The sequence below is a fragment of the Xanthomonas sp. NCPPB 3959 genome (assembly GCF_056675575.1).
This window is the reverse complement of record NZ_JBWWVR010000005.1, coordinates 231,556-257,364: the sequence shown is the minus strand read 5'-3', so window position 1 is coordinate 257,364 and position 25,809 is coordinate 231,556. Positions and strand designations below refer to the sequence as shown.

The 25,809-nt window shown below is 65.9% G+C and carries 24 protein-coding genes and 1 other RNA gene; 13 read left to right on the top strand and 12 right to left on the bottom strand.

Annotation, left to right across the window (positions count from 1 at the left end):
• Positions 1 to 80 precede the first annotated feature (80 nt).
• The 8 genes from glpK to AC1KVG_RS08475 form a co-directional block, all read right to left on the bottom strand.
• Positions 81 to 1,580 carry a glycerol kinase GlpK gene (glpK, locus tag AC1KVG_RS08510; RefSeq protein ID WP_104592572.1) on the bottom strand — a complete coding sequence of 500 codons (1,500 nt, stop codon included), beginning with the start codon at positions 1,578 to 1,580 and terminating at the stop codon, positions 81 to 83.
• Positions 1,581 to 1,715: 135 nt separating this feature from the next.
• A complete protein-coding gene (locus AC1KVG_RS08505; protein WP_268213866.1) occupies positions 1,716 to 2,537 on the bottom strand; it encodes an MIP/aquaporin family protein in 822 nt (273 codons plus the stop codon).
• Positions 2,538 to 2,733: 196 nt separating this feature from the next.
• On the bottom strand, positions 2,734 to 4,248 hold the full coding sequence (glpD, locus tag AC1KVG_RS08500; protein ID WP_481094099.1) for a glycerol-3-phosphate dehydrogenase: 1,515 nt from the start codon (positions 4,246 to 4,248) through the stop codon (positions 2,734 to 2,736).
• A 226-nt stretch (positions 4,249 to 4,474) separates the two neighbouring features.
• On the bottom strand, positions 4,475 to 5,302 hold the full coding sequence (locus AC1KVG_RS08495) for a DeoR/GlpR family DNA-binding transcription regulator (protein ID WP_104551345.1): 828 nt from the start codon (positions 5,300 to 5,302) through the stop codon (positions 4,475 to 4,477).
• A gap of 11 nt (positions 5,303 to 5,313) precedes the next feature.
• Positions 5,314 to 5,402: non-coding RNA, sX9 sRNA (locus tag AC1KVG_RS08490), on the bottom strand.
• A gap of 61 nt (positions 5,403 to 5,463) precedes the next feature.
• Entirely contained in the window at positions 5,464 to 6,447 is a 984-nt protein-coding gene (locus AC1KVG_RS08485) for a PDR/VanB family oxidoreductase (RefSeq protein ID WP_210762758.1), read from the bottom strand.
• Entirely contained in the window at positions 6,440 to 7,243 is an 804-nt protein-coding gene (locus AC1KVG_RS08480) for a GntR family transcriptional regulator (RefSeq protein WP_115037306.1), read from the bottom strand. Before AC1KVG_RS08480 ends, AC1KVG_RS08485 begins: the two co-directional genes overlap by 8 nt.
• A gap of 21 nt (positions 7,244 to 7,264) precedes the next feature.
• Complete coding sequence (locus AC1KVG_RS08475; RefSeq protein ID WP_481094098.1) at positions 7,265 to 8,341, bottom strand: aromatic ring-hydroxylating dioxygenase subunit alpha; 1,077 nt, start codon at positions 8,339 to 8,341, stop codon at positions 7,265 to 7,267.
• Between the two features lie 255 nt (positions 8,342 to 8,596).
• Here AC1KVG_RS08475 and AC1KVG_RS08470 point away from each other — a divergent pair, with 255 nt between their 5' ends.
• The 9 genes from AC1KVG_RS08470 to AC1KVG_RS08430 all read left to right on the top strand — a co-directional run bounded on the left by AC1KVG_RS08470 (position 8,597) and on the right by AC1KVG_RS08430 (position 16,739).
• Positions 8,597 to 9,460 (top strand): CoA transferase subunit A, encoded by an 864-nt coding sequence (locus AC1KVG_RS08470; protein WP_481094097.1) that lies wholly within the window; start codon positions 8,597 to 8,599, stop codon positions 9,458 to 9,460.
• Complete coding sequence (locus AC1KVG_RS08465) at positions 9,457 to 10,245, top strand: CoA-transferase subunit beta (RefSeq protein ID WP_104551341.1); 789 nt, start codon at positions 9,457 to 9,459, stop codon at positions 10,243 to 10,245. Before AC1KVG_RS08470 ends, AC1KVG_RS08465 begins: the two co-directional genes overlap by 4 nt.
• Complete coding sequence (pcaF, locus tag AC1KVG_RS08460) at positions 10,242 to 11,450, top strand: 3-oxoadipyl-CoA thiolase (protein ID WP_481094096.1); 1,209 nt, start codon at positions 10,242 to 10,244, stop codon at positions 11,448 to 11,450. The genes AC1KVG_RS08465 and pcaF overlap by 4 nt, the downstream gene beginning before the upstream one ends.
• Before the next feature lie 114 nt (positions 11,451 to 11,564).
• Positions 11,565 to 12,293 carry a protocatechuate 3,4-dioxygenase subunit beta gene (gene pcaH / locus AC1KVG_RS08455; RefSeq protein WP_316697078.1) on the top strand — a complete coding sequence of 243 codons (729 nt, stop codon included), beginning with the start codon at positions 11,565 to 11,567 and terminating at the stop codon, positions 12,291 to 12,293.
• A gap of 4 nt (positions 12,294 to 12,297) precedes the next feature.
• Complete coding sequence (gene pcaG, locus AC1KVG_RS08450) at positions 12,298 to 12,861, top strand: protocatechuate 3,4-dioxygenase subunit alpha (protein ID WP_481094095.1); 564 nt, start codon at positions 12,298 to 12,300, stop codon at positions 12,859 to 12,861.
• A 117-nt stretch (positions 12,862 to 12,978) separates the two neighbouring features.
• Entirely contained in the window at positions 12,979 to 14,328 is a 1,350-nt protein-coding gene (locus AC1KVG_RS08445; protein WP_481094094.1) for a 3-carboxy-cis,cis-muconate cycloisomerase, read from the top strand.
• A gap of 14 nt (positions 14,329 to 14,342) precedes the next feature.
• Entirely contained in the window at positions 14,343 to 15,125 is a 783-nt protein-coding gene (gene pcaD, locus AC1KVG_RS08440; RefSeq protein WP_481094093.1) for a 3-oxoadipate enol-lactonase, read from the top strand.
• A gap of 64 nt (positions 15,126 to 15,189) precedes the next feature.
• Entirely contained in the window at positions 15,190 to 15,576 is a 387-nt protein-coding gene (gene pcaC / locus AC1KVG_RS08435; protein ID WP_481094092.1) for a 4-carboxymuconolactone decarboxylase, read from the top strand.
• 236 nt (positions 15,577 to 15,812) lie between these two features.
• A complete protein-coding gene (locus AC1KVG_RS08430) occupies positions 15,813 to 16,739 on the top strand; it encodes an alpha/beta hydrolase (protein ID WP_481094091.1) in 927 nt (308 codons plus the stop codon).
• A gap of 16 nt (positions 16,740 to 16,755) precedes the next feature.
• Here the strand turns inward: AC1KVG_RS08430 and AC1KVG_RS08425 are convergent, their stop codons facing one another.
• On the bottom strand, positions 16,756 to 17,616 hold the full coding sequence (locus tag AC1KVG_RS08425; RefSeq protein ID WP_055828399.1) for an IclR family transcriptional regulator domain-containing protein: 861 nt from the start codon (positions 17,614 to 17,616) through the stop codon (positions 16,756 to 16,758).
• A gap of 147 nt (positions 17,617 to 17,763) precedes the next feature.
• On the opposite strand from AC1KVG_RS08425, the gene AC1KVG_RS08420 reads away from it, so the two are divergent.
• Positions 17,764 to 18,624: a PA4780 family RIO1-like protein kinase gene (locus AC1KVG_RS08420; protein ID WP_006451961.1), complete on the top strand. Its 861-nt coding sequence runs from the start codon at positions 17,764 to 17,766 to the stop codon at positions 18,622 to 18,624.
• A 343-nt stretch (positions 18,625 to 18,967) separates the two neighbouring features.
• A complete protein-coding gene (locus AC1KVG_RS08415) occupies positions 18,968 to 19,939 on the top strand; it encodes an alpha/beta hydrolase (RefSeq protein WP_481094090.1) in 972 nt (323 codons plus the stop codon).
• Here AC1KVG_RS08415 and AC1KVG_RS08410 read toward each other — a convergent pair.
• From AC1KVG_RS08410 to AC1KVG_RS08400, 3 genes are all read right to left on the bottom strand, one after another.
• A complete protein-coding gene (locus AC1KVG_RS08410) occupies positions 19,936 to 20,646 on the bottom strand; it encodes a DUF2490 domain-containing protein (RefSeq protein ID WP_317060944.1) in 711 nt (236 codons plus the stop codon). The two genes, AC1KVG_RS08415 and AC1KVG_RS08410, sit on opposite strands and share 4 nt — an antisense overlap.
• Before the next feature lie 453 nt (positions 20,647 to 21,099).
• On the bottom strand, positions 21,100 to 23,004 hold the full coding sequence (mnmG, locus tag AC1KVG_RS08405; protein WP_481094089.1) for a tRNA uridine-5-carboxymethylaminomethyl(34) synthesis enzyme MnmG: 1,905 nt from the start codon (positions 23,002 to 23,004) through the stop codon (positions 21,100 to 21,102).
• Between the two features lie 582 nt (positions 23,005 to 23,586).
• Positions 23,587 to 24,069 (bottom strand): hypothetical protein, encoded by a 483-nt coding sequence (locus AC1KVG_RS08400; RefSeq protein ID WP_043910088.1) that lies wholly within the window; start codon positions 24,067 to 24,069, stop codon positions 23,587 to 23,589.
• A 156-nt stretch (positions 24,070 to 24,225) separates the two neighbouring features.
• Here AC1KVG_RS08400 and AC1KVG_RS08395 point away from each other — a divergent pair, with 156 nt between their 5' ends.
• Together AC1KVG_RS08395 and AC1KVG_RS08390 are read left to right on the top strand one after the other, a co-directional pair.
• A complete protein-coding gene (locus AC1KVG_RS08395; RefSeq protein ID WP_481094088.1) occupies positions 24,226 to 25,185 on the top strand; it encodes a pyridoxal-phosphate dependent enzyme in 960 nt (319 codons plus the stop codon).
• Positions 25,170 to 25,787, top strand: coding sequence for a YdcF family protein (locus AC1KVG_RS08390; RefSeq protein WP_006451966.1), 618 nt, complete (start codon positions 25,170 to 25,172; stop codon positions 25,785 to 25,787). The genes AC1KVG_RS08395 and AC1KVG_RS08390 overlap by 16 nt, the downstream gene beginning before the upstream one ends.
• The last annotated feature ends 22 nt before the right edge of the window (positions 25,788 to 25,809 follow it).

The following is a 25,809-nucleotide window of genomic DNA, read 5'->3' as shown; positions in this document are numbered from 1 at the left end:
TGCAATGCGTAACTCACGCGAGTTGCCAACCTAACGTTGCGCCCACCTATTGGTGGGCGCAGTCGTTTCCATGGCAGCGTTTAGCTGATGCGGAAACCCATCGTGGCCTCCACCGCCTGCTGCCAGCCGGCATACAGCTGTTCGCGCTTGTCGTCGGCCATGTTCGGCTCGAACCGGCGATCCACTGCCCACTGCTTGGCGATCTCTTCGCGGCTGCTCCAGAAGCCGGTCGCCAGCCCTGCCAGATAGGCCGCGCCGAGTGCGGTGGTTTCTGAAACTTCCGGACGCAGCACCGGTACGTTGAGAATGTCGCTCTGGAACTGCGCCATGAAGTCGTTGGCGATCGCGCCGCCGTCGGCACGCAGCTCTTTCAGCTCGATGCCCGAATCGGCCTGCATTGCCGTGAGTACGTCGCGGGTCTGATACGCCATCGATTCCACCGCCGCGCGCACGAAGTGTTCCTTGGTGGTGCCGCGGGTCAGCCCGAACACCGCACCGCGGATATCGCTGCGCCAATACGGCGCGCCCAGGCCGACGAAGGCCGGCACCAGATACACACCGTCGTTGTCGCCGGCGCGCTCGGCATAGGCCTGCGAGTCGCTGGCCTTGCCCAGCATGCGCAGGCCGTCGCGCAGCCATTGCACCACCGAGCCGGCAACGAAGATCGAGCCTTCCAGCGCGTATTCGACCTTGCCGTCGATGCCCCAGGCGATCGTGGTCAGCAGGCCGGCCTTGGAGGCGACGGCCTTCTCGCCGGTATTCATCAGCGCAAAGCAGCCGGTGCCATAGGTGTTCTTGGCCATGCCCGGCTCGAAGCAGGCCTGGCCGAACAACGCAGCCTGCTGGTCGCCGGCGATGCCTGCGATGGGCACCTGCTCGCCGTAGAAATACTGGGTCTGGGTCATGCCGTAGATTTCGCTGGACGAGCGCACCTCAGGCAGCATTGCCGCGGGCACGTCGAGCATCGCCAGCAGCTCGGCGTCCCACTCCAGCGTGTGGATGTTGTACATCAGCGTGCGCGAGGCATTGGTGTAGTCGGTGACGTGCACCTTGCCGCCGGTGAGATTCCAGATCAGCCAGCTGTCGATGGTGCCGAAGGCCAGTTCGCCTTTCTGCGCGCGTTCGCGTGCGCCTTCCACATGGTCGAGAATCCACTTGACCTTGGTGCCGGAAAAATACGCATCGATCAGCAAGCCGGTCTTGTCGCGCACCATCTGCTCGTGCCCGGCTTCCTTGAGCTGCGTGCAGATGTCCTTGGTCTGCCGCGATTGCCACACGATGGCGTTGTAGATCGGCTGGCCGGTGGCCTTGTCCCACACCACTGCGGTTTCGCGCTGGTTGGTGATGCCGATGCCGGCGATCGAACGCGCATCGATCTGCGCGTTGTTGAGCAGCTCGGTGATGGTGGTGTAGACGCTGGTCATGATCTCGCGCGGGTTGTGTTCCACCCAGCCCGGCTGCGGAAAGATCTGGCCGAACTCGCGCTGCGCCACACCGGCCACCTTGCCCTGGCGGTCGAACAACATCGCGCGTGAGCTGGTGGTGCCTTGATCGATCGCAAGGACGTATTGCTTTTCCATCGGAGATTCCTCAAACAGTGCCGGCGCTGGCGCACGGCGAGAAAGTGGGTGGTGCACGCCGTTGTGTGAGAGGCCGTTAAAAACTCAAGACCTGCTCAACAGCGGCGCTGTGCTGTCAGTCGCGCAGCGGTGCGATTACCGCGGGTCGAGCGGCGGTTTGCCGCCCTGCAGATGCCGCACGCGTGCCGGCAGAAATGGCAGGATCAGCCATTGGTAGGCGAGCGCGCCGATGGGGCCGCCGATCAACGGACCGACGATCGGGATCCACCAGTAATTGTCCTTGGCCGGCAACGCGGCCTCGCCCCAGCCGGCGAAGTAGGCGAACAGGCGCGGGCCGAAGTCGCGCGCCGGGTTCATCGCCCAGGCTTCCAGATAGCCCATCGACGCGCCCAGCGTGGCCACCAGCAGACCGATCATCAGCGCGCCGGAGTTGGCGGTCGGCGCGGCTTCGTTGAACTGTTCGGTGATGGCGAAGATGCCGAAGATCAGGAACGCAGTGATGATGATCTGGTCCACCAACGCATGCATCGGCGTGACCGCAAGGCCGGGTGCGGTGAAGAACACCCCGGCTGCGCCACCGGCTTCGCGGGTGAGCTGTTGCACCTGGTTGTAGTGATCGATCACCGGCCCGTACATCTGGTAGACGATGGCCGCGCCCAGAAATGCACCGATCACTTGCGCGCCCCAGTACGGCAGCACTTTCTTCCAGGAGAAATCGCGGAACAATGCCAGCGCCAGCGTCACTGCCGGATTGGCATGCGTGCCGGATACCGAGCCGGTGACATAGATCGCCAGCGTCACCGACAGGCCCCAGGCGATACACACGCCCCAGTAGGCGTTCTGATACGGGCTGGGGTCGTAGAGGATGTACATCGCCGCGACCGAATCGCCGAGCGCGATGATGATGAACATCGCCACCGCTTCGGAGATCAACTCACCTACGAGTTGGCGGCTCATGCGCGCGACCTCATGGTTGTGACAGTGCCGATGCTGGCCTCAATGACGCAGGCAGGGTGGTGCGGCGCGCATGTTGGCGCGCAGGGGTGTTGGTTGGTGCTCATCTGGGTTGCCCTCCACGTGACTCAGGATGATGCTGGCGAATGCGCCAGGATACGTTGCCGAACGACCCGTCCTCGCCGGCAACGTTGTGCGATCAGGCCGGTACCACGTCCACCTGCTGGACCGATTGCGTCTGCAGATAGTCTTCCAGGCGCTGGCGCCCGGCCGCATCGATGCGCAGACCGAGTTTGCTGCGGCGCCACAGGATGTCGTCGGCGGTCACGGCCCACTCGTGGGTACGCAGGTAGTCCACCTCGGCCTGGTACAGATCGGCGCCGAAGTGCGTACCCAAGGCCGCGATGTCCTGCGCCTCGCCCAGCAGCTGCTCCGCGCAGGTGCCGTAGTTGCGTACCAGCCGCTGTGCGGTGGGTGCCGGCAGCCACGGCCGCGCGCTGCTGACGCGTTCGAGCAGGCTGGCGATATCGCGCTGTTCGCCGCCGGGCAATGCGTCGCCGCGCGCCGTCCATGCCGGCTTGCGCGCACCTAATGCCTGAGTCAGGCGGTCGACCGCCTCTTCGGCAAGCTTGCGATACGTGGTCAGTTTGCCGCCGAACACATTGAGTAATGGCGCGCCGTCGGTGAGCACTTCCAGTTGGTAATCGCGGGTGACTTCGGCGGCGTTGTCCTCGGCATCGTCGAGCAGCGGGCGCACGCCGCTATAGCTCCAGACCACATCGGCGGGGCTGATCTGCTGCTGGAAATACAGGTTCACCGCCTCGCACAGATACTGCACCTCGGCCGCGTCGATCTTGGGCGTGGCGGGGTCGTCTTCGTGGTCGACATCGGTGGTGCCGATCAAGGTGAAGTCGTGCTCGTACGGAATGGCGAACACGATGCGCCGGTCCGGTTGCTGGAAGATGTACGCATGGTCGTGGTCGAACAGTTTGGGTACCACGATGTGGCTGCCCTTGACCAGGCGCAGCGCATGCTTGTGCGGCACTGCGGCCACCTTGTCCAGGAACGACACCGCCCACGGGCCGGCCGCATTGGCCAGCGCACGCGCCTGCACGGTGCGGCGACGGCCGTCGCGACCTTCGAGTTCGGCATACCAGAACCCGGCATCGCGCCAGGCACCGACACAGCGCGTGCGCGTATGGATCTGCGCGCCACGCCTGGCGGCGTCCATCGCATTGAGCACCACCAGCCGCGCGTCCTGCACCCAGGCATCGGAGTACACAAAACCGGTGCGCAGCGATTCCTGCAATGGCTGGCCGACAGGGTGCGTGCGCAGCGACAGCCGGCGCGAGCGCGGCAGGCTGCGCTTGCTGCCGCCGAGATGGTCGTACAGAAACAGGCCGGCACGAATCATCCATGCCGGACGCAGATGCGGTTGATGCGGCAGCAGGAAACGCAGCGGCCAGATGATGTGCGGGGCCAGCCGCAGCAGTACCTCGCGCTCGGCCAGTGCCTTGCCGACCAGCGCGAACTCGTACTGCTCCAGATAGCGCAGGCCGCCGTGAATGAGCTTGGTGCTGGCGCTGCTGGTGTGCGCAGCCAGATCGTCCTGCTCGCACAGGCACACCGACAAGCCGCGCCCGGCCGCATCGCGGGCGATGCCGACCCCGTTGATACCGCCGCCTATCACCAGAAGATCGTATATCTCGCCCATCGGTGTCTCCGTCCGGGCGCGCCACAAGAGCGAACCCAAGTTGTCATGTTCGAACATATTCGAACATCAAACCTTGTCGGGACGTGAAGGGGCATCAAACTCCCGTTTTAGGACAGCTTTCCGCTGAGGAATCTATTGGAAGTGGAATTTCGATTGCTATTCAGGATCGAAAATGGCGATCCAGAGGTGTGCGCTTATCGCAAACGCACAAAAACGAACAATCGGCTCAGCTTGCGTCGCCAGGGTTTGCCAGATGCACCCGGGTGCCGGCCTCGGCCAGCACCGCGGCCAGTTCCTGCGGCGGTGGCCGGTCGGTGAACCAGTCGTGCACCTGGGCGATCGCGCCCAGCCGCACCATGGCGTTGCGGCCGAACTTGCTGTGGTCGGCAGCCAGCAACACCTGCCGCGAGTGCTCGATGATGGCCTGGGCCACGCGCACCTCTTGGTAGTCGAAGTCCAGCAAGGTGCCGTCCAGGTCGATGCCGGAAATGCCGATCACCCCGAAGTCCACCTTGAACTGGCGGATCAGCTCCACCGTCGCCTCGCCAGTCACGCCCTGGTCGCGTCCGCGTACCACGCCGCCGGCCACGATGACCTCGAAGCTGGGGTTGGCGCTGAGCATCACCGCCACGTTGAGGTTGTTGGTGATCACACGCAGGCCGCGGTGCTGCAGCAATGCGCGCGCGACTTCTTCATTGGTGGTGCCCAGGTTGATGAACAGCGAGGCATCGTCGGGAATGAAGCGGGCGACCTGTGCGGCGATGTGCTGCTTTTCGCGCGCCTGTAGCGCCTTGCGCGCGGTGTAGGCAAGGTTTTCCACGCTCGAGGGCATGCTGACGCCGCCGTGATAGCGGCGCAGCACGCCGGCATCGCACAGCAACGTGAGGTCGCGGCGAATGGTCTGCGGGGTGACGTCGAAGCGCGTTGCCAGCCCTTCCACCTCGGCAAAGCCCTGCTGCCGCACCAATGCCACCAATTGCTCCTGGCGCGGGTTGAGTGCCGGCGCCGGGACCGTCCTGTAGTGAGTCGACTCCATGCGCAGATGATCGCGCATGTGCGTGAGGATGCAAACACGGCTGCGTGCAAGCGGTAGCGAGCAGTCGTCAGGTGGGCGTGGACGGCGCACGCAGAAACCGCAGTGCGCGCGTGGCACTCGTCGCAGCGAGCGCCTGCCGGCGCCTGGCTGATGGTTGGCGCGGCAGTTTTGCTGCGCTCTCAGCCCAGCTCGCCGCGATACCCCGTATCGATACTGATGCTGCCACCGACCGCGCGCGAGACGCAGGCGCACAGTTTGCGGTTCTCGCGGCGTTGTTCGTCGCTGAAGAACACATCGCGGTGGTCGATATCGGCCGCGCTGTCCAGCACCTCCACCGCGCACAGCCCGCATTCGCCACGACGGCATTCGGCGATCAGCTCCACCCCGGCATCGGCCAGGGCATCCAGCATCGATTCGTTTTCCGCCACCGGCACTTCCAGGCCGAGCCCGGGCAACTTGACCACGAAGGCCTGCGCCGGCACCCGCCCGCTATTGCCGAAGGTTTCGAAATGCAGCCGTGCGCGCGAACGCCCGGCGGCGTGCCAGTGCTGGCGCACCGCTTCGAGCATGCCCAGCGGCCCGCACACATACACCTCGGCATTGGGAGACAGGCGCGCCAATTCGGCGGCAAGATCCGGCTGCCCAGCGGTGTCGTCGCAATGCAGCTGCAGGCGCTCGCCGAGCAAGGTTTCCAACTCGTCCGCATAGGCCATCGCAGCGCGCGAGCGGCCGACGTACAGCAGGCGAAAGGACCGGTGACGACGTGACAGCCGCTGCGCCATGCCGATGATCGGCGTGATGCCGATGCCGCCGGCGATCAACAGGATTTCCTCGCCGCTCTCATCCAGCGCAAAGTTGTTGCTGGGCGGCGAGATCTCCACCACGTCGCCGGGCTGCAAGGTCCACATATGCCGCGAGCCGCCGCGGCTGTCGGGCATCTGCCGTACCGCGATCTGGTAATAGCCATCGGAGCGCGGTTCGCCCACCAGCGAGTACGAACGCACATCGGCGCGGCCATGCAACTGCACGCGAAAATCCAGATGACTGCCCACCTCGAACGGGCGCGCCGCAGTGCCGGGATCGAGCACGATCTCGCGCACGCCCTCGCAGGCATCGGCAATGCTGACGACGTGGGCGCGGTGCCACTGGGTGTCTTTACGCATGGGGAACTCCGGGCAGAAGGGTGTGCTGGCTGCTGCCAGCGTTGGACGGATGGGCGCGGCCGATCAAGGCGCCACCGCGCACCTGGGTGATCGCCGCCGGGGTTTGCAGTACGTGGCGCAGATTGCGATGCGCAAGCCGTGCGTGTTCGCGCATCAGCGCTTCGGCACGCGCGCCTTGGCGGTATTCGATGGCAGCGATGACTTCGCGATGCTGGTCTTGCGCCAGCGTCAGGATCAGTTGCGCTTCGGCGCTGGTGGTCTGCGCCATGACCAGGCTGTTGGGCGAGGCGAACGGCAGCTGCAGCACACGGGTGAGTTCGCGGCCCAGCACATCGCTGCCGGCCATGGCCACCAGCAACGCGTGGAACTGCGCGTTGGCCTGCACGTAAGCGGTGAAGTCGATGGCGTGCAGCGGCGAGCCGACGATGCTGTCGAGCGTGTCCAGCAACTGGCGAGCCTGAGCCAGCGATGCGGCGGATGCCCCGCGTTCGGCCGCCATGCGCGCGGCCAGGCCTTCGAGCGTGCCGCGCAGTTCGATCGCATCGTGCACATCGCGTTCGCTGAAGGCCTGCACCGCGTAGCCGCCGCCCGGCAATGCGCTGGCCAGGCCTTCTTCGCACAGCCGCTGCAACGCGGCGCGCACCGGCGTGCGCGACATGCCCAGCCGCTGCACCACCGCCAGCTCGGACAGCCGCGCGCCGGCCGGCAGGGTGCCGTCGAGAATCAGTTCGCGTAGCGACAGCAGTGCGCGCGTGGTCTGCGCGGCACTGCTGCGAAACGGGGTGGTCGGTGACATGCGAACCTCCGTCGCGGTGCTTTAGCCCACCATGCGCAGCGACAATTCCTGCGCGCGCTGTTCCTGTGCGATCAGCCGATCGATCACGCGGCGCGCCCACATGCCGCCGGCATCGACGTTGAGGTTGTAGAAGGTGTGATCCGGATGCGCGTCGATGGCGCGCTGTTGCGCTTCCAGCACCGCCTCGTCTTCGCCGAACACGCCGGTGACGCCGGCCCGGGTCAGCGTGGTCAGCGATTGATCGTGCAGCGCATAGTTGCGCATGAACGCCCAGAAGTAGTGGCAGGTGGTGTCGGTTTCGGGCGTGATGGTATTGAGCACGTAGCCGTTGACGCCCTGGCTTCGGTCGCCTTCCGGCGCACCGGTGCCGGCGATGGCCACACCGACATCGATGGCAATGGTGCCGGGCGCTTCGAAGCGGATGATCTGCCAGCGATCGACCTTGCCGCGGTAATCCAGATGGCGCGCGATCTGGCTGGCCCAGAACGGTGGCGCGTCGATATTGCGCATCCAGCGCGACACCACCACCGAGCGGTCGCCGTGCATCACATCGAACGGCGCTTCGGCGATCTCGTCTTGGCCGATGCTGGAGCCATGCACGAAGGTCTCGTGGGTCAGGTCCATCAGGTTGTCCAGCACCAGCCGGTAGTCGCACTTGGCGTAGATGGTGCGGCCGTCGCCGGCCCAGGCCGGGTCGTGCGCCCAATGCAGATCGGGAATCAGGCTGGTGTCGGCCTGCGCCGGGTCGCCGGGCCAGATCCACACATAGCGATGCTTCTCGGCCACCGGAAAACTGCGCACGCATGCGGACGGGTTGATGGTTTCCTGCGAAGGCATGTGCACGCAGCGGCCTTGCGTGTTGTAGACCAGCCCGTGATAACCGCAGACCACATCGTCGCCGCGCAGCTTGCCCATCGACAGCGGTACCAGGCGATGCCAGCACGCGTCTTCGAGTGCGATCACGGCCCCGGCGGTGCTGCGATACAGCACCACATCCAGGTTGCAGACCTTGCGCGGGGCCAGCGCGTGCTTGATCTCGTGGTCCCAGGCGACGGCATACCACGCGTTGAGGGGAAACAGCTGCTTGGACTGGGACATGACCGTGACTCCTGGGGTTTGTATACAACCTGGGGTGCGGATCGGCAGTGGTGCGCCGGCTGGCAACCAGTTGACGCGCTTTCCAGCGCTGGCGTCTGCTTGCAAGCGAAGTTATGTATACACCGGAGACAATGTTGGAGTGTCAGTCGCCAAGCGAAATTGTGCGATTATCGAATACGCACACCGATAATCGGATTGACCGGGCTGTGCCGCTGCGCCTACCGTGACCGCACGCTCGCTGCGCAGGACATTGCAATGGCCCAAATCGTCTCCCTCTCAGAAGCGGTGTCCCAGCTGATCGCCGATGGCGATTGCGTGGCGATGGAAGGCTTCACCCATCTGATCCCGCACGCCGCCGGTCATGAGGTGATCCGCCAGCGCAAGCGCGACCTGCGCCTGGTGCGCATGACGCCGGACCTGATCTACGACCAACTGATCGGCGCCGGGTGCGCGGCGGCATTGCGGTTTTCCTGGGGCGGCAATCCCGGCGTCGGCTCGCTGCACCGGCTGCGCGATGCGGTCGAACATGCCTGGCCGCAGCCGCTCCAGATCCGCGAACACAGCCATGCCGATATGGCCAACGCCTACGTGGCCGGTGCCTCGGGCCTGCCGTTCGCGGTGTTGCGCGGTTATGTCGGCTCGGACCTGCCGCGCGTCAACGACAGCATCAAGTTCCTGCAATGCCCGTACACCGGCGAAACGCTGGCCACCACGCCGGCAGTGAATCCCGATGTCACCGTGATCCATGCGCAGCAGGCCGACCGCCGCGGCAATGTGCTGCTATGGGGCATTCTGGGCGTGCAGAAAGAAGCCGCATTGGCGGCGCGCAAGGTGATCGTGACGGTGGAAGAGATCGTCGACACGCTGGATGCGCCGCCCAACGCCTGCATCCTGCCGCGCTGGGTGGTGGATGCGGTCTGCCACGTGCCCGGCGGCGCCGCACCGTCGTATGCGCATGGCTACTACGCCCGCGACAATCGCTTCTATCTGGCCTGGGATGCGATCGCCCGCGACCGTGCGCGCTTCCAGGCATGGATCCAGACGCATATTCTCGATACCGAGAATTTCGCTGCCTTCCAGCGCGTGTACGCGCACTCGCTGTTGCAGGTGGCCGCATGAGCGACTACAGCACCAACGAAATGATGACCGTGGCGGCGGCGCGGCGCCTGCCCGATAACGCGGTGTGCTTCGTCGGCATCGGCCTGCCATCCACTGCCGCCAACCTGGCGCGGCTGACGCATGCGCCGGACGTCACCTTGATCTACGAATCCGGCCCGATCGGCGCGCGCCCGGACGTGCTGCCGCTGTCGATCGGCGATGGCGAACTGGCCGACACCGCCGACACCGTGGTCTCCACGCCGGAGATCTTTCGCTACTGGTTGCAGGGCGGTCGCGTGGATGTGGGCTTTCTGGGCGCGGCGCAGATCGATCGCCATGCCAACCTCAACACCACGGTGATCGGCCCCTACGATGCGCCGAAAACGCGGCTGCCAGGCGCAGGTGGCGCGCCGGAGATTGCGGCCAGCGCCAAGCAGGTGTTCATCATCATTCGCCAATCCACACGCAGCTTCGTGCCGGTGCTGGACTTCATCACCACGGTCGGGCATCTGGACGGTGGCGATGCGCGCCAGCGTGCCGGCCTGCCTGGCGCCGGCCCGACCGTGGTGGTTACCGATCTGTGCGTGATGGAGCCCGACCCCGTGACCCGTGAACTCACCGTCACCGCCTTGCACCCCGGCAGCACCCGCGAACAGGTGAGTGCCGCCACCGGCTGGCCGATCCGCTTCGCCGCCGATCTGGCGCAGACCACCCCACCGAGCGCTGCGGAATTGCAGGCGCTGCGCGCGCTGCAGGCACGCACCGATGCGGCGCATGGCAAGCAGGCTGCGGGAGCCGAGGCATGAGCGAGGTCTATCTGATCGATGGCATCCGCACGCCGATCGGCCGTTACGGCGGCGCTCTGGCCAGCGTGCGTGCCGATGACCTCGGCGCGGTACCGATCGCCGCGTTGATGGCGCGTCATCCGCAACTGGAACCGGCGCTGATCGAAGACGTGTATCTGGGCTGCGCAAACCAGGCCGGCGAAGACAATCGCAATGTCGCGCGCATGAGTCTGTTGCTGGCGGGGTTGCCGTCTTCGGTACCGGGTAGCACGCTCAATCGCCTGTGCGGGTCCGGGCTGGATGCGATCGGCACGGTGGCGCGCGGCATCCGTGCCGGCGAACTGGGGCTGGCGATCGCCGGCGGGGTCGAATCGATGACGCGCGCGCCGTGGGTGATGGGCAAGGCCGAGGGCGCATTCGCCCGCACGCAACAGCTGGAAGACACCACGATGGGCTGGCGTTTCGTCAATCCGCGTCTGCAGGGCGCCTATGGCGTGGAGTTGATGGGCGAAACTGCAGAGAACGTGGCGCAGCGCTATGCCATCGCGCGCGAAGACCAGGATGCCTTTGCATTGCGCAGTCAGCAACGCGTTGCCGCTGCACAGGCGGCCCGGTTCTTCGATGGAGAAATCACGCCGGTGACCGTGGCCCCACGCAAAGGTGGCGAGGCAACCGCTGTCGATCGCGACGAGCCCCCGCGCCCGAATACCACGGCCGAGATGCTGGCCAAGCTCAAGCCGGTTTTCCGCCAGCCTGGCACGGTGACTGCCGGCAATGCCTCGGGCCTCAACGATGGCGCTGCGGCCTTGTTGCTGGCCTCCGCGCAGGCGGTGCAGATGCATGGGCTGACCCCGCGCGCGCGCGTGCTCGGCTTCGCCTCCGCCGGTGTGGAGCCGGCCTTCATGGGGATCGGTCCGGTGCCGGCCACGCAGCGCTTGCTGGCGCGGTTGGGCCTGACCATCGAGCAGTTCGATGCGATCGAACTCAACGAAGCCTTCGCCGCGCAGGCACTGGCCTGCACGCGCGCGTTCGGGCTGGCCGACGATGCGCCGCACGTCAACGCCAACGGCGGCGCCATCGCACTCGGCCACCCATTGGGGATGAGCGGCGCGCGGCTGGCGTTGACCTTGCTGCGGCAACTGGAAGCCAGCAACGGACGGCTTGGCCTGGCCAGCATGTGTATCGGCGTGGGGCAGGGCGTGGCGCTGGCGATCGAGCGCGTGTAGTGCGCCCGTTGCAACCACCGCTGCCGTTACCGCACACCCATAGCGTTCTCGACGCTTGCAGCGTTGACGCCAGCATTCTCGACCGCGCCGCAGCGCAACCGATGGAGATCCCGCATGCGCGACCCCAGCTCTGACACGCCAATCGATCCGCTGCTCGGCTATCGCCGCATCCGGATCGGCACGCAGCCGGCGTATCTGCATCTTCCCTATGCATCCACCGCGTTGCGCGGCCCCACACGCGCGCCGATCGACATCCCGGTCACGCTGTCGGAAGTCACCGGCCCGCGACTGGATCGGCTCACGCTGGGCGAGCATGCCGCCGATCTCACTGCCGGCTTTGCCGGCGAGCCGTTGGGCGAGCGCATCATCGTCTCCGGCCGCGTACTCGACGAAAACGGCAAGCCGGTGCGCAACAGCGTGGTGGAAGTGTGGCAATGCAACGCGGCTGGCCGCTATCAACATGCGGGCGATCGGCACGATGCGCCGCTGGATCCCAATTTTCGCGGCACCGGCCAGGTGCTCACCGACGACCACGGCCGCTATGCGTTCAAGACCATCAAGCCGGGTGCGTATCCGTGGCGCAATCACTACAACGCCTGGCGGCCGGCGCATATCCATTTTTCGCTGCATGGCGATGGTATCGGACAGCGCTTGATCACCCAGATGTACTTCCCCGGCGACCCATTGCTGGCGCACGACCCGATCTACAACTGCGTGGACGATCCGCTGGCACGCGAACGTATGGTGTCCAGTTTCGACTGGGAAAACGCGGTGAGCGAATACGCGCTGGCCTATCGCTTCGACATCGTGTTGCGCGGTCGCAAGCAAACGGTCTGGGAGTGAATCGATGAGCCTGCACACCACCCCGTCGCAAACCGTTGGCCCGTATTACCGGCTCGGGCTGGAGCCGCTGTATCGCGACCAACTCGCATCTGCGCAGGCCACAGGCACGCAGGTGCAGATCAGCGGTTGTATCTTCGACGGCGCCGGTACTCCGGTGGCCGACGCGGTGCTGGAACTGTGGCAAGCCGATGCGGCCGGCATTTATGCGCATGCCGCCGACACCCGCTTTGAAACGCACGACCCCAGCTTCGATGGCTGGGGCCGCGTGCCGACCGATGCGCAAGGATGTTTTTCCTTCAGCACCATCAAGCCAGGCCAGGTCGCCGGGCCCGACGGCAAGCTGCAGGCCGCGCATCTGACCGTGCTGGTGTTCATGCGCGGGCTGCTGCGCGGCGTGTCGACACGGCTGTACTTCGCCGACGACCCGCAACTGCGCAGCGATCCGATCCTTGCCCTGGTGCCGGCCGAGCGTCGCGCCACACTGCTGGCGCAATCGCGCGGTAGTGGCAACTACGTGTGGGACATCCACATGCAGGGCGATGCGGAAACGGTGTTCTTTCATTATTGACCGCAGCATCATTGCGCGTTTGCCCATGCTGCGATGCGCGCGCGTGCGCACCGCGCACGCCAGTTGGCACTCCTGCGTATCGATGCCATGCTGCCCGCACGCCAAGAGAGGCCATGCATGACTGCGACGTCTTCCCTGTTGGGATCCTTGTTTGGCGAGCCCGCGTGCGACGCGTTGTTCGACGACGCGGCGCGTGTGCAGGCGATGCTGGCGTTCGAATCCGCGCTCGCCCGCGCGCAGGCGCAGTGCGGCGTGATTCCGGCCGAGGCCGCGCAGGCCATTGCCAATGCCTGCGACGTGCAGCACTACGATCTGGCCGCGCTGGCGCAGGCCACCGCACTCGCCGGCAACCCCGCCATTCCATTGGTCAAGGCACTGACTGCGCGCGTGGCCGAACACGATGCGCAGGCCGCGCGCTGGGTGCACTGGGGTGCCACCAGTCAGGACGTCATCGATACCGGCACAGTGCTGCAGCTGCGCGCTGCGCTCGACCTGTTGCTACCGCGTCTGCAACGCCTGTGCGCCGATCTGGCCGCACTGGCCGAACGCGAACGCAACACCGGCCTGCCCGGTCGCACCTTGTTGCAGCAGGCGGTGCCGGTCACCTTCGGGCTCAAGGTCGCCGGCTGGCTGGATGCGTTGCGGCGCGCGCACCACCGCCTGCAGGCCTTGCAGCGCGATGCCTTGGTACTGCAGTTCGGTGGCGCCGCCGGTACGTTGGCGTCGTTGCAGGAGCGCGGCCTCGATGTCGCCCAGGCACTGGCCACGACGCTGGCGCTGCCGTTGCCCGCATTGCCGTGGCACACCGCGCGCGACCGCCTCGTCGAGGTCGGCTGCGCCTTCGGCCTGTTGGCCGGCACCTTGGGCAAGATCGGCGGCGATGTGGTGCTGCTGATGCAATCGGAAGTCGGCGAAGTGTTCGAGCCTGCCGCTGCCGGCAAAGGCGGCTCCTCGGCGATGCCGCACAAACGCAATCCGGTCTCCAGTGTCGCCGCGATTGCGGCTGCCACGCGCGTGCCCGGCCTGGTCGCGACCTTGTTCAGCGCGATGGCGCAGCCGCATGAGCGCGCCGCCGGGCAATGGCACGCCGAATGGGAGACCTTGCCGCAGATCGTCTGCCTCACTGCCGGAAGTGTTGCGCAGATGCAGCTGTGCCTGGCCGATCTGGAACTGGACCGCGAGCGCATGCGCGCGCATCTGGATAGCCATGGCGGCGTGTTGTATGCCGAAGCGGTGGTATTCGCACTCGCAGCGCAGCTCGGCAAAGCGCAGGCGCATGCCCTGGTGGAGCAGGCGGTGTCACGTGCGCAGGCGCAGCAGCGGCATCTGCGCGAGGTGCTCGCCGACGATGCACTGGTCAGTGCGGTGCTCACGCATGCGCAACTGCAGGCGCTGTTCGATGTGGACAGCTGGCGCGGCATGTCCTCGGTCTGGATCGATCGCGTGCTTGCCGCTTCTTCTTCTTAGCTGAAGGTACTTCGATGGCCTATCTGCAGTTGCCCACGCACCGCCTGCACTATCGGCTGGACGGCACCGAAGGCCGCCCCTGGCTGACCTTCTGCAACTCGCTCGGCACCGACCTGCAGATGTGGGACACACAGATCGCTGCCTTTGCGCCGCACTACCGCATCCTTCGCTACGACCGCCGCGGTCATGGCGGTTCTGACACGCCGCCCGGCCCCTACAGCGTCGCCGACCTGGGCCAGGACGTGCTGGCGCTGTGGGATGCGTTGCAGATCGATCAGAGCGACTTCTGCGGCGTGTCGATCGGCGGCCTCACCGGGCAGTGGCTGGGCCTGCACGCACCGCAACGGCTGCGGCGGCTGGTGGTGTGCGCCACTGCGCAGAAGATCGGCAGCAGCGAGAGCTGGAACGCGCGCATCGCACAGGTGCGCAGCGAAGGCCTGGCCGTGCTGGTCGATGCCACCTTGCAGCGCTGGTTCACGCCGCCGTTTGCCATCAGCCACGCGCAGCGGCTGGAGATGATCGTGGCCGCGTTCGTGGCGACCTCGCCGGACGGCTACATCGCCTGCTGCCAGGCCGTGGCCGATGCCGATTTCCGTGGCGCGCTCGACACGCTGGCGCTGCCATTGCTCGCAGTGGCTGGCGAAGATGACCCGGTCTGCCCGCCCAACGATCTGCGCGAGATCGCCTCTGCCGTTCCGCACGGCCATTACGCGCAGGTGCCCGGCCGGCATATCTGCAATCTGGAATCGCCGGCCGCGTTCAACGACACCGTGTTGCGCTTTCTCCGGGCCGACTAAAGCAGCTGCCAGCACGCCTGCGCTGCACGGCCGCTCCAACCATTCCCCACGCAAGAGAGATCCAATGCACGAAGACGAGCGTTACCAGGCTGGCCTGCACGAGCGCCGGCGCGTTCTCGGCGATGCGCATGTCGACCGCTCGCTGGCCGCACGCACCGAGTTCACCGAAGAGTTTCAGGAACTGATCACCCGCTACGCCTGGGGCAGCATCTGGACCCGCGACGGCCTGCCCGCGCATACCCGCTCGCTGCTGACGCTGGTGATGATGGTGGCGCTGGGCCATGACGAAGAGTTCAAGCTGCACGTGCGCGCCGCGCGCAACAACGGCGTCACGCCCGAGCAGATCAAGGAGGTGTTGTTGCAGGCGGCGGTCTATTGCGGCGTGCCGGCGGCCAATCACGCATTCGCGCTGGCCAAACCGATTCTCGAAGAACAGGCCGCCGAAGGCTGAGCCGCTAGCATCGCGTCAGACACTCTGACGAGCGACACCGGAACACGCTGCGCATGCCGGCAGCGCAACCACGTGTGTCGTGCTCGAGGCGCGAGCAGCAAGAGCGGCCAAAAAACGATTACGTAGCCGCTAGGTGGGCACGTCGGTGCCCGGAATCGGCATGTGCCACTCGTACACCGCCAAGCATCGCAGGCAAGATGGCCGCTATCGGACATCACGTCCCAGGGAGATGACTCATGACGTTGCGCTTTGCCTGCCTGCTGATGCTGCTGCTCGCCACCTGTGCGCTGCAGGCGCAGCCGCATCCCGGACCGGGCACGCAGTTGTCGCAGGTTCGCGCCGACGATGGCCAGACGCTGGCGGTGTGGTCGCGCGTACCGGCACAACCGCGTGGCACGATCCTGCTGGTGCATGGGCGTACCTGGAGTGCGCTGCCTAATTTCGACCTGCAGGTTCCCGGCGAAGCGCGCGATTCGCGATCGGTGCTCGCGGCCTTGGCGCAGGCCGGGTATGCCGCCTACGCGGTGGACCTGCGCGGCTATGGCGGCAGTGCGCGCGATGGCAGCGGCTGGAACACGCCAGCGCGCGCAGTGGCCGATGTCGCCGAGGTGCTGGCCTGGATCGCCCGCAAGCACGCGCACTTGCCGCCGCCGGCGCTGCTCGGTTATTCCAACGGCGCGCGGGTGGCGCTGCTGATCGGCCAGCAACACCCGCAGGCGCTGTCTGCGCTGGTGCTGTACGGCTTTCCGGACGATGTCGATGCAGCTCCCGATGCAACACCACCGTCCGCGCAGCCATTGCGCGCACGCACCACGGTCGAAGCAGCCGGCGAGGATTTCATCACCGCCAATGCCGCGCCCTCTGGCGTGCGTGCGGCCTACGCTGCGCAGGCGGTGTCGGCCGATCCGGTGCGCACCGACTGGCGCGCGATGGAGCAGTTCGCCTTCCAGCCCGAGCAGGTGGCAACGCTGCCGGTGCTGCTGCTGCGTGGCGTCGACGATCCCATCGCGACCCAGCCGGACAACGCGCACCTGTATGCACGCCTGCGCAGCGAAGATCGCAGTTGGGTCACGCTGCCACATGCCGACCACGTGGCGCATGTCGAAGACACGCATGCCGCCTGGGTGGATGCGGTGGTCGGCTTTCTGCGCCGGCCGCGCTGAGCGTGTTCGACAAGCCCTAACTCAACAACGCCCCCAACCGCTGTGCCGCTTGCTTCAGCGGTTCCAGCAGCTGCGTCTGCATCGTCTGCAGGCTCACGCGTCCGGCCTGCGCGCCGATGTTGAGCGCGGCGATCACCTCGCCGCGCAGGTTACGCACCGGCACCGCGATCGAGCGCAGGCCGATTTCCAGTTCCTGGTCGGTCAGGCACATGCCTTCGCGGCGCGTTCGTGCCAGCAGCTCCAGCAGTGCCGATGCCTGGGTCACCGTGCGGTCGGTGCGCGGGCGCAGCGTGGTGCGCTCCAGATACGCCTGCAAGGTGTCGCCGGGCAGGGCGGCCAGCAGCACCCGGCCCATTGAGGTGCAGTACGCCGGCAGGCGCGTGCCCGGGCGCAGCCCGATCGACATGATGCGCACCGTCTCGGCGCGCGCCACGTACAACAGGTCGTCGCCGTCCAGCACGCCCAGCGAGCAGGATTCGTGCAACTGGTCACGCAAGCCATCCAGCACCGGCTGCGCTGCCGCAGTCATCGACGAAGAGGCCGCATATGCCCCGCCGATGCCCAACACGCGCGGCAGCAGCACATAGCCGCGGCCCTGCTCGCCGACATAGCCCAGCTTGGCCAGCGTATGCAGCACCCGCCGCACCGCTGCGCGCGAGATGCCGGTCTCCAGGCTGATCTGCGACATCGTCACCTCGCGCGCGTGCTGGGCGAACACGCTGAGTACCACCAATCCGCGTCCCAGCGAGGTCATGAAGTCCGGGTCGCCCTGGGCAGCGGCGATCTGCTGCATCAACTCATGCGGCAGGCCGCGTTCGCTCCCGACTGCGGGCACGGCGGTGGGGCGTTTGCGTCGGCTGGCGGCGGGCTCGGGCATTGGGTCGCAGGTTGGACAGGTTCACGCATGGTAAGCGCTCACGCCGAAGCATGCCCCCGGTCGCAGCTTGTGCCTGGACATGTAATCGCTTCACCCTGCTTGCCGCATAATCGCCGCTGGTTTGTTCCGGATCGGTCCTCTTAGTCCATGAAAACCCCCAAGGGCCTGCAACCGCTGATCGACGACGGCATCATCGACGAAGTGTTGCGACCACTGAAGAGCGGCAAGGAAGCATCCGTCTATGTGGTCAGCACAGGCGCCGACATCCTGTGCGCGAAGGTCTACAAGGATATGGCGCAGCGCAGCTTCCAGGCGCGCGTGCAATACCAGGAAGGCCGCAAGGTGCGCGGCAGCCGCCAGGCACGCGCGATGGGCAAGGCCACCAAGTTCGGCCGCCGCGAAGCCGAGACCGCGTGGAAGAACACCGAAGCCGAGGTGCTCTACCAGCTGATGGATGCCAGCGTGCATGTGCCCAAGCCGCGCGGCTATTTCCACGGCGTGCTGCTGATGGATCTGGTCACCGACGAAGCCGGCCACAGCGCACCGCGGCTGGGCGAGGTAGAGCTGGAACCGGAGCAGGCGCGCGTGTTCCATACCAGCCTGATCGGCGATGTGGTCAAGATGCTGTCGCTGGGTCTGGTGCACGGCGATCTGTCCGAATACAACGTGCTGGTCTCGCCCGAGGGGCCGGTGTTGATCGACTTCCCCCAGGTGGTCAGCGCCGCCGGCAACAATGCCGCGCGCGACATGCTGCTGCGCGACGTGCACAACCTGCGCGATTGTCTGGGCCGCTTCGCGCCGGAGTTGCTGGAAACCTACTACGGCGAAGAGATGTGGGCGCTGTTCGAAAAGGGCGAGCTGCGCCCGGACAGCGTGCTGACCGGACGCTTCAAGTTCGACACCCACCGCGCCGACGTCCGCGCCATCCGTGCCTCGATCGAAGACGCACGCCAGGAAAATCTCATTCGCCAGCAAGGTCGCGAGGCAGCTGCGGAAGACGAAGATTAGCCAGCGGCTGTCGCGCCCTATGCGGCGCGACACTGGCAATGGCGCACACGGCGCACTGCCAGCGTGCACTGGTCATGGGCAACGTGTCGGTGCGCGCTGAGCGCGCCGATGCCAGCGCGTGCAGATGCGATGCGGCGCAGCAAAAAACCAACTGACGCTGATTGCGTGGACTGTCGGACAAGCCCGCCGGGTTCCGCCCTTGCCGCCGCATGCAAGGCCAGTCAAGGGTTTTGCAGCGCTGCGGTGTGCATCAGGCAATGCCATTGAAATTATTTATGCAATTTAATGGTGATTGATCATAAGTATCTGGCAGGCTCGCTCCTCGTCTCCTGGAGGGTCTGTCATGTCGTTTGATCCTGATGTCGTGCGCCTGTTTGCCCAGCTTCAACAATCCGGTCAACCGGCCATGGACACCCTGCCGATCGAAGGTGCGCGCGCGATGATGCGCGCGCTCGGCGCGCAGCTCGGCTTCCCGCGCGTGGAGATGGCGCAGGTGCGCGATCTGCACGCCGACACCGCTGCCGGCCCGGTGCCGTTGCGGTTGTATCGACCATCCGAGCTTGCCCCTGGCCCCGCCCCGACCTGCCTGTTCGTGCATGGCGGCGGTGGTGTGGTGGGCGATCTGGACTCCCATGACGACGTCTGCCGGCAACTGGCTGCGCGTGCCGGCTGTCAGCTGCTGGCGGTCGACTATCGTCTGGCGCCGGAACACCCCGCACCGGCCGGCGTGGAAGACGTGATTGCCACCCTGCAGTGGCTGGTGGCCCAGCCCCATGCGGTTGGTGCCGATGTGCAGCGGCTGGCCATTGCTGGCGACAGCATCGGCGGCGCCATGGCCGCAGTTGCAGCGCTGGCCGCGCGCGACGCCGGGATCGCGTTGCGCTGCCAGGTGTTGGTGTATCCGCTCACCGATGCACGCGAGGACACTGGCGTGTACCCGTCGCGATCGCACAATGCCGGACTGCCGCCGCTCACCGCAGATGCGGTGCGCTTTTTCAATCGACATCTGTTGCCCGACCCCGCCATTGCACAGGACTGGCGCGTCTCGCCGATGCTGGTGCCCGATGTGGCCGGCGTTGCGCCCGCACTGGTCGTGGTGGGCGATCGCGACATGCTCTGCGACGAAGGACGCGCCTATGCCGAGCGGCTGCGTGCTGCCGGCGTGGAAGTCACCTTGCACAGCTTCCCCGGCATGATCCACGGTTTCATCAACATGGGCGGCGTACTGCGCGCCGCCGATGAGACGTTGGCGCTGGCGGCACTGGTGCTGCGCCAGCGTTTGCTGCCCGCCATCGGGCGGTGGGCGAGTGACTAGAAATTGAAGCGGAAGGTGGTCATCAGCACGTGGTTTTCGCGGTCCACTGCAGGCGTATTGACGAACTGATTCAGATACCCGACATCGACATTGGCGATGGCGTTGAACTTCCAGTTGATACCGACGAATACGCGGTTCTGATCGAGACCGCGTCGCGCGCCCCACTCGGTCTGATCGAGATTGACGAACAGTTCGTTGAACGCCACCCACGATAATTGCGGCGACAACGCGCTGGGGCGCACGGCCCGGATCATCTGGCGCACTCGGTACCCTTCGTCGCTGAAACCTTCGCGGTGGCGTTGCTCCAGACGTGTGCGGCTGGTAATGGTGATATTGGCAATTGGATCGAACTGATATTGAAACTGCCCCCACCAGCGATTTTCGCGGTTGGAGGATTGCCCGGCCGGGTGGCTGATAATGGTGTCGTAGCCCATCCAGACACTGGCTTTGGGATTGAGCCGGTAAAACACGGCGGGGCGCAGAATCAGTTGGTCGAACTGCTCGCCTTCCTCGCGCCAGCGCGGATGGATATCCATGCTCCAGTACAGATTTTCGACCGGCAACTTGCCCTGGGCATACACACTTAACCAGTAACGGCCATCTTCTTCGGTAGTGGCCATCGCTGGCGCGATGTTCGCCAGCATCAGCACTAAAAGCAGACAGGCACTGCGCACAGTTGCCTTCAACATCGCACTCGATCTGTTCATGGATTAGAAAGTCGTCATAGTTGATCGAGCATAGCAACTTCCCCCGTGCCGCTAGAGTCCGCCGGACGAGCGGCAAGCCTGCGCGTACCGGTGGCTTCGCACGTGGCGACATGGCATCGCATGCTGACATCTGTTGGCAATATTGCGCGCATGCTTCGGTTCACTTAGGGCGCTTGCACGCGTACCGGCGTGGGACACGCCGCAAGTACGTCCATGTAGGCGCTTATGCGGCATCCCTGCCGCATAAGGTCCCACGCCGGCACGCGCGCAAGCACCACCGACTGTTGTCGGTGGCTGTGGGACAAGCGACGGCTGGTTGATTGATCTAGCTGTACGCGAGACCTTCGCTGGCGACCGAGTGGCAGCGCGATGGATGACCGACGTCATCGTGGAATCCGTCGGACGACGTGCTTGCCGAGCGGCGACGTAATCGATCAACCAACCACAAGCCCCTCACGCCACCTGGCTGCGCCGCGCGCGTTCCAGATGCACCAGCAGCAGCGAGATCGCCGCCGGCGTCATGCCGGCAATACGCTGTGCCTGGCCGATACTTTGCGGGCGCACGCGTTCGAGTTTCTGTTGCACTTCGATCGACAGGCCACGCACGCCGGCATAATCGAACCCTTCTGGAATCGGCGTGGTTTCGTGGCGTTGCTGACGCGCGATGTCATCGCGTTGGCGGTCCAGGTAGCCGGCGTATTTGACGCTGATCTCGACCTGCTCGGCCACCTGTGCATCGTCCACGCCCGGCCCCAGCGTCGGCACGCGCATCAGCGCAGCGTAGTTGAGTTCGGGGCGCTTGATCAGATCCAGTACGTTGGTTTCGCGGCTCACCGCCACGCCCAGGGTCTGGGCCACTTCGCGGCCCAGCGCATTGCCCGGGGTTGCCCACAGTGCCTGCAGGCGCGCGCTTTCGCGCTGCACCGCTTCCTGCTTGGCCGAAAACCGCGCCCAGCGCGCATCGTCGACCAGGCCCATCGCACGGCCCATGCCGGTCAGGCGCGCGTCGGCATTGTCTTCGCGCAGCTGCAGCCGGTATTCGGCGCGGCTGGTGAACATGCGATACGGCTCGGTGGTGCCGTGGGTAATCAGATCGTCCACCAGCACGCCCAGGTACGCCTCATCGCGACGCGGCGACCACGCCGGCAAGGCCTGCACATGACGCGCGGCATTGAGGCCGGCCAGCAATCCCTGTGCGGCGGCTTCCTCGTAACCGGTGGTGCCATTGATCTGCCCGGCGAAGAACAGCCCGCCCACCGCCTTGGTTTCCAGCGAGGCCTTGAGCCCGCGCGGGTCGAAGAAGTCGTACTCGATCGCATAGCCGGGGCGGGTGATATGCGCCTGCGCAAACCCATGGATCGAGCGCACCAGCGCCAGCTGCACATCGAACGGCAGCGAGGTGGAGATGCCGTTGGGATAGATCTCGGTGACCTCCAGGCCTTCGGGCTCGACGAAGATCTGGTGGCTGGTCTTCTCGGCGAAGCGCACCACCTTGTCTTCGATCGACGGGCAGTAACGCGGGCCGATGCCTTCGATCTGTCCCGAATACAGCGGCGAGCGATGCAGCGCGCTGCGGATGATGTCGTGGGTCTGTTCGGTGGTGTGAGTGATCCAGCAGCTGACCTGGCGCGGGTGATCGCTGCGCTGGCCCATGAACGACATCACCGGCAACGGGTCGTCGCCCGGCTGTTCGGCCATCACGCTGTAGTCGAGCGTGCGCCCGTCGATACGTGGCGGGGTGCCGGTCTTGAGCCGGTCAATCGCAAACGGCCGTTCGCGCAGGCGCGCGGCCAGCGTGGTGGCCGGCGGGTCGCCCATGCGCCCGGCCGCGTACTGGGTCTCGCCAACATGGATCTTGCCGGCCAGGAAGGTACCGGCCGTGAGCACCACCGCGGGTGCTTCGAAATGCAGCCCGGTCTGGGTGATGACCCCGCGCACGCTGTCGCCTTCGGTGGCGCCGTTGTGGATGAGTAGATCGTCCACCGCCGCCTGGAACACGGTCAGGTTGGGCTGCGCCTCGACGATGCTGCGGATCGCATTGCGGTACAGATTGCGATCGGCCTGGCAGCGGGTGGCGCGTACCGCCGGCCCCTTGGAGGCATTGAGCGTGCGCCACTGGATGCCGGCCAGATCCGCCGCGCGCGCCATCGCCCCGCCCAGCGCATCGATTTCCTTGACCAGATGGCCCTTGCCAATCCCGCCGATGGCCGGGTTGCAGCTCATCGCGCCCACGGTCTCGATGTTGTGGGTCAGCAGCAAGGTGCGGGCACCGGCGCGCGCGGAGGCCAGCGCGGCCTCGGTGCCAGCATGGCCGCCGCCGATCACGATGACGTCGTAGCGATAAAAGGTGTCGGACATGGGCGTGGACTGGGAAGCGGAAGGAGGACAAGCGGCCGCGGAATTATCGGCGGAAGGGCGCTTGAGGTCACTCAATCGATAAAAATGTGATGTGAATCACATTTTCGAACAGTGGCACTCAAGTTGGCATGTTCCGTGCGGATATCCCTAATGCACCCGTCGTGGCATTGCGACATGGGCGCAAGGCTGGAATTGGAACAGGGGCCAGCCGCGCGTGCGATGGGGTAGCGTAAGGGTCGGTAGTCGGGGGACTGCCGACCCTTATTTTTTTCTGCGGTTGGCGCCGCTGCCGATGCGTTCTGCCAAGCTGATGCGGTCAAGTGCTGCCAGATTAAGCAAAGGACAAACGCATAAAGCCCCGGCATGCCGGGGCTTTATGCGTTGAAGGCGCCGATATCCGACAGGGCCGGAACAGGGGGGATCCAGATTTCCCTGTCGGACATCGACATAAGTCAGTCAGTGGAACGCGTCAGGTCAAAAAATGACGTGGCGGGTCACACAGAGCACCTAGCTTGCAACCAAGTGCCGGCTGAACGCAAGCCCCCAATCTATCCATTTGTGGGCCGCGTCGCAGTCAGCAACTCAGGGGATCTGCTCACGGGTATTGCGGGGTGCTGTCTGCCGTTGAATCTGCCGAATCACCCCAGGCGGCGCACCGATGCGTGCCGGCGGCCGCGACGGCGGAGCGCCGGTTGCCGGTGGACGATTGGGCTGCTGCGGACGCGGGCCATTGGGGCGGGGACCGTTCGGACGCGGGCCATTGTGGTACGAGCCGTTCGGGCGCGGCGGTCGGTATTGTGGGCGCCGATCGTTCTGCCGGTAGTAGTAGCCGCCACCGCCGCGATAGACCGGATACACCGGGTAGTCGTACAACCCGATCGAACCGGCGCCATAGGGGTTGCCGTACGGATTGCCGTAGAAATACGGCGAGTAACCTGGCGGGTAGCGATACTGTACGGCCGGAGCGCCACGGTAATAGCCGCCCGACCCACCGCCGGTGTAGTCGTAAGTCGCGCAGCCGCTCAGAGCCAGTAGCCCGGCGGCGAAGATCAGACGGAATTTCATGGATGGTGCCCTCCTGCAACCATGGTCCCACTTTCGAACCGATGCATTGAATCGGTCCTTAACTGTGTCGCTATGTGGCGCTTTTTCATTGATCCAGCATGCGCGGGAATTGTGCGCGCAACCGTGAAGAGTGGGGGATACGTTAATCTTGCAGGCATGATCGAGACGGTTTCTCTTGCCCATTCCGACGTCCTGCAAGCCGCTGCGCGCATCGCGCCGCAGTGCGCGCCGACACCGTTGCTGACCTCGCACAGCCTGGATGCGCTCTGCGGCGCGCAGCTGTTCTTCAAGGCCGAACACCTGCAGCGCAGCGGTGCATTCAAGTTCCGTGGCGCCTGCAATGCGGTGTGGTCGTTGCCCGAGGAGCTGGCCGCGCGCGGCGTGGTCACGCATTCGTCCGGCAACCACGGCGCTGCCTTGGCGCTGGCCGCGCGCACCCGTGGCATCGGTTGCCATGTAGTGGTGCCGGAGGGTGCGGTGGCCGCCAAGTTGGCCAATATTTCCCGGCACGGCGCCACGCTGTGGCGCTGCGCACCGACTATCGCCGCGCGCGAGCAGCTGTGCGCGGAAGTGCAGGCCAGCAGCGGCGCGACGCTGGTCCATCCCTACACCGATCCGGCCGTGATCGCCGGGCAGGGCACCGCCACGCTGGAACTGTTGCACCAGAGCGGCGGCCTGGACGTGCTGGTGGCGCCGGTCGGCGGCGGCGGGCTGGCTGCCGGCGCGGCCTTGGCGCTGCAGGCCGCGCCGGGTTGCGCACTGGTCCTGGCCGAGCCCAGCGGCGCGGCCGACACTGCGCGCTCGCTGGCGGCAGGCGAGCGCCTGGTCGATTTTGTCCCCGACACCATTTGCGACGGCTTGCGCGGCACCCTGGGGGCGCCGAACTTCGCGCTGTTGCAGGCGGCTGGCGCGCAGGTGATCACCGTGGACGATGCCGCGGTGGTGCAGGCAATGCGGCTGATCTGGCAGATCCTCAAACAAGTCGTGGAGCCGTCCTCGGCGATTGCGCTGGCGGCGGTGCTGGCCGACCCGGCGCGCTTTGCCGGGCGCCGGGTCGGGCTGATCCTGTCCGGCGGCAATGTCGATCTGGACGCGCTGCCATGGGTCGCGGCGTGAGCAGGCGCTCGCGCGGGCTCGGCCTGTGGGGCTGGGGCTGGCGGTTATGCATGCTGGCGGCGATCTGGCTGGTGGGCGTGGCGGGCTGGATCGTGTGGATCGGCGACCGCGACCAGGCCGCGCCGGCCGATGTGATCATCGTGCTGGGCGCGGCCGCCTACGACGCGCGGCCTTCGCCGGTGTTCGAAGAGCGCATCCGGCATGCGCTGGATCTGTACGCGCAGGGGTATGCGCCGCGGCTGTTGTTCACCGGCGGCTTCGGCAATGGCGCACGCTTTGCCGAGTCGCAGGTCGCGCGGCGCTATGCGCTGCGTCACGGCATCCCGCCGGAAGCGATCGTGATCGAAACCGAATCACGCACCACCCGGCAGAACCTGCAGCAGGCGCGCGCGCTGATGGAGCGTCACGGCATGCACCGGGCCATCATCGTCAGCGACCCGCTGCACATGGCGCGCGCGCTGCGGCTGAGCCAGGAGCTGGGCGTGGATGCGCTGGCCTCGTCCACCCCCAGCACGCGCTTTCGCAGCTTCCACACCAGCTGGCGCTTTCTGCTGCAGGAGGTCTATTACTTCCACCGCGACCTGGTGGTGCAGGGCGCCTGATGCCGGGTCTGCAGTGTGCGAT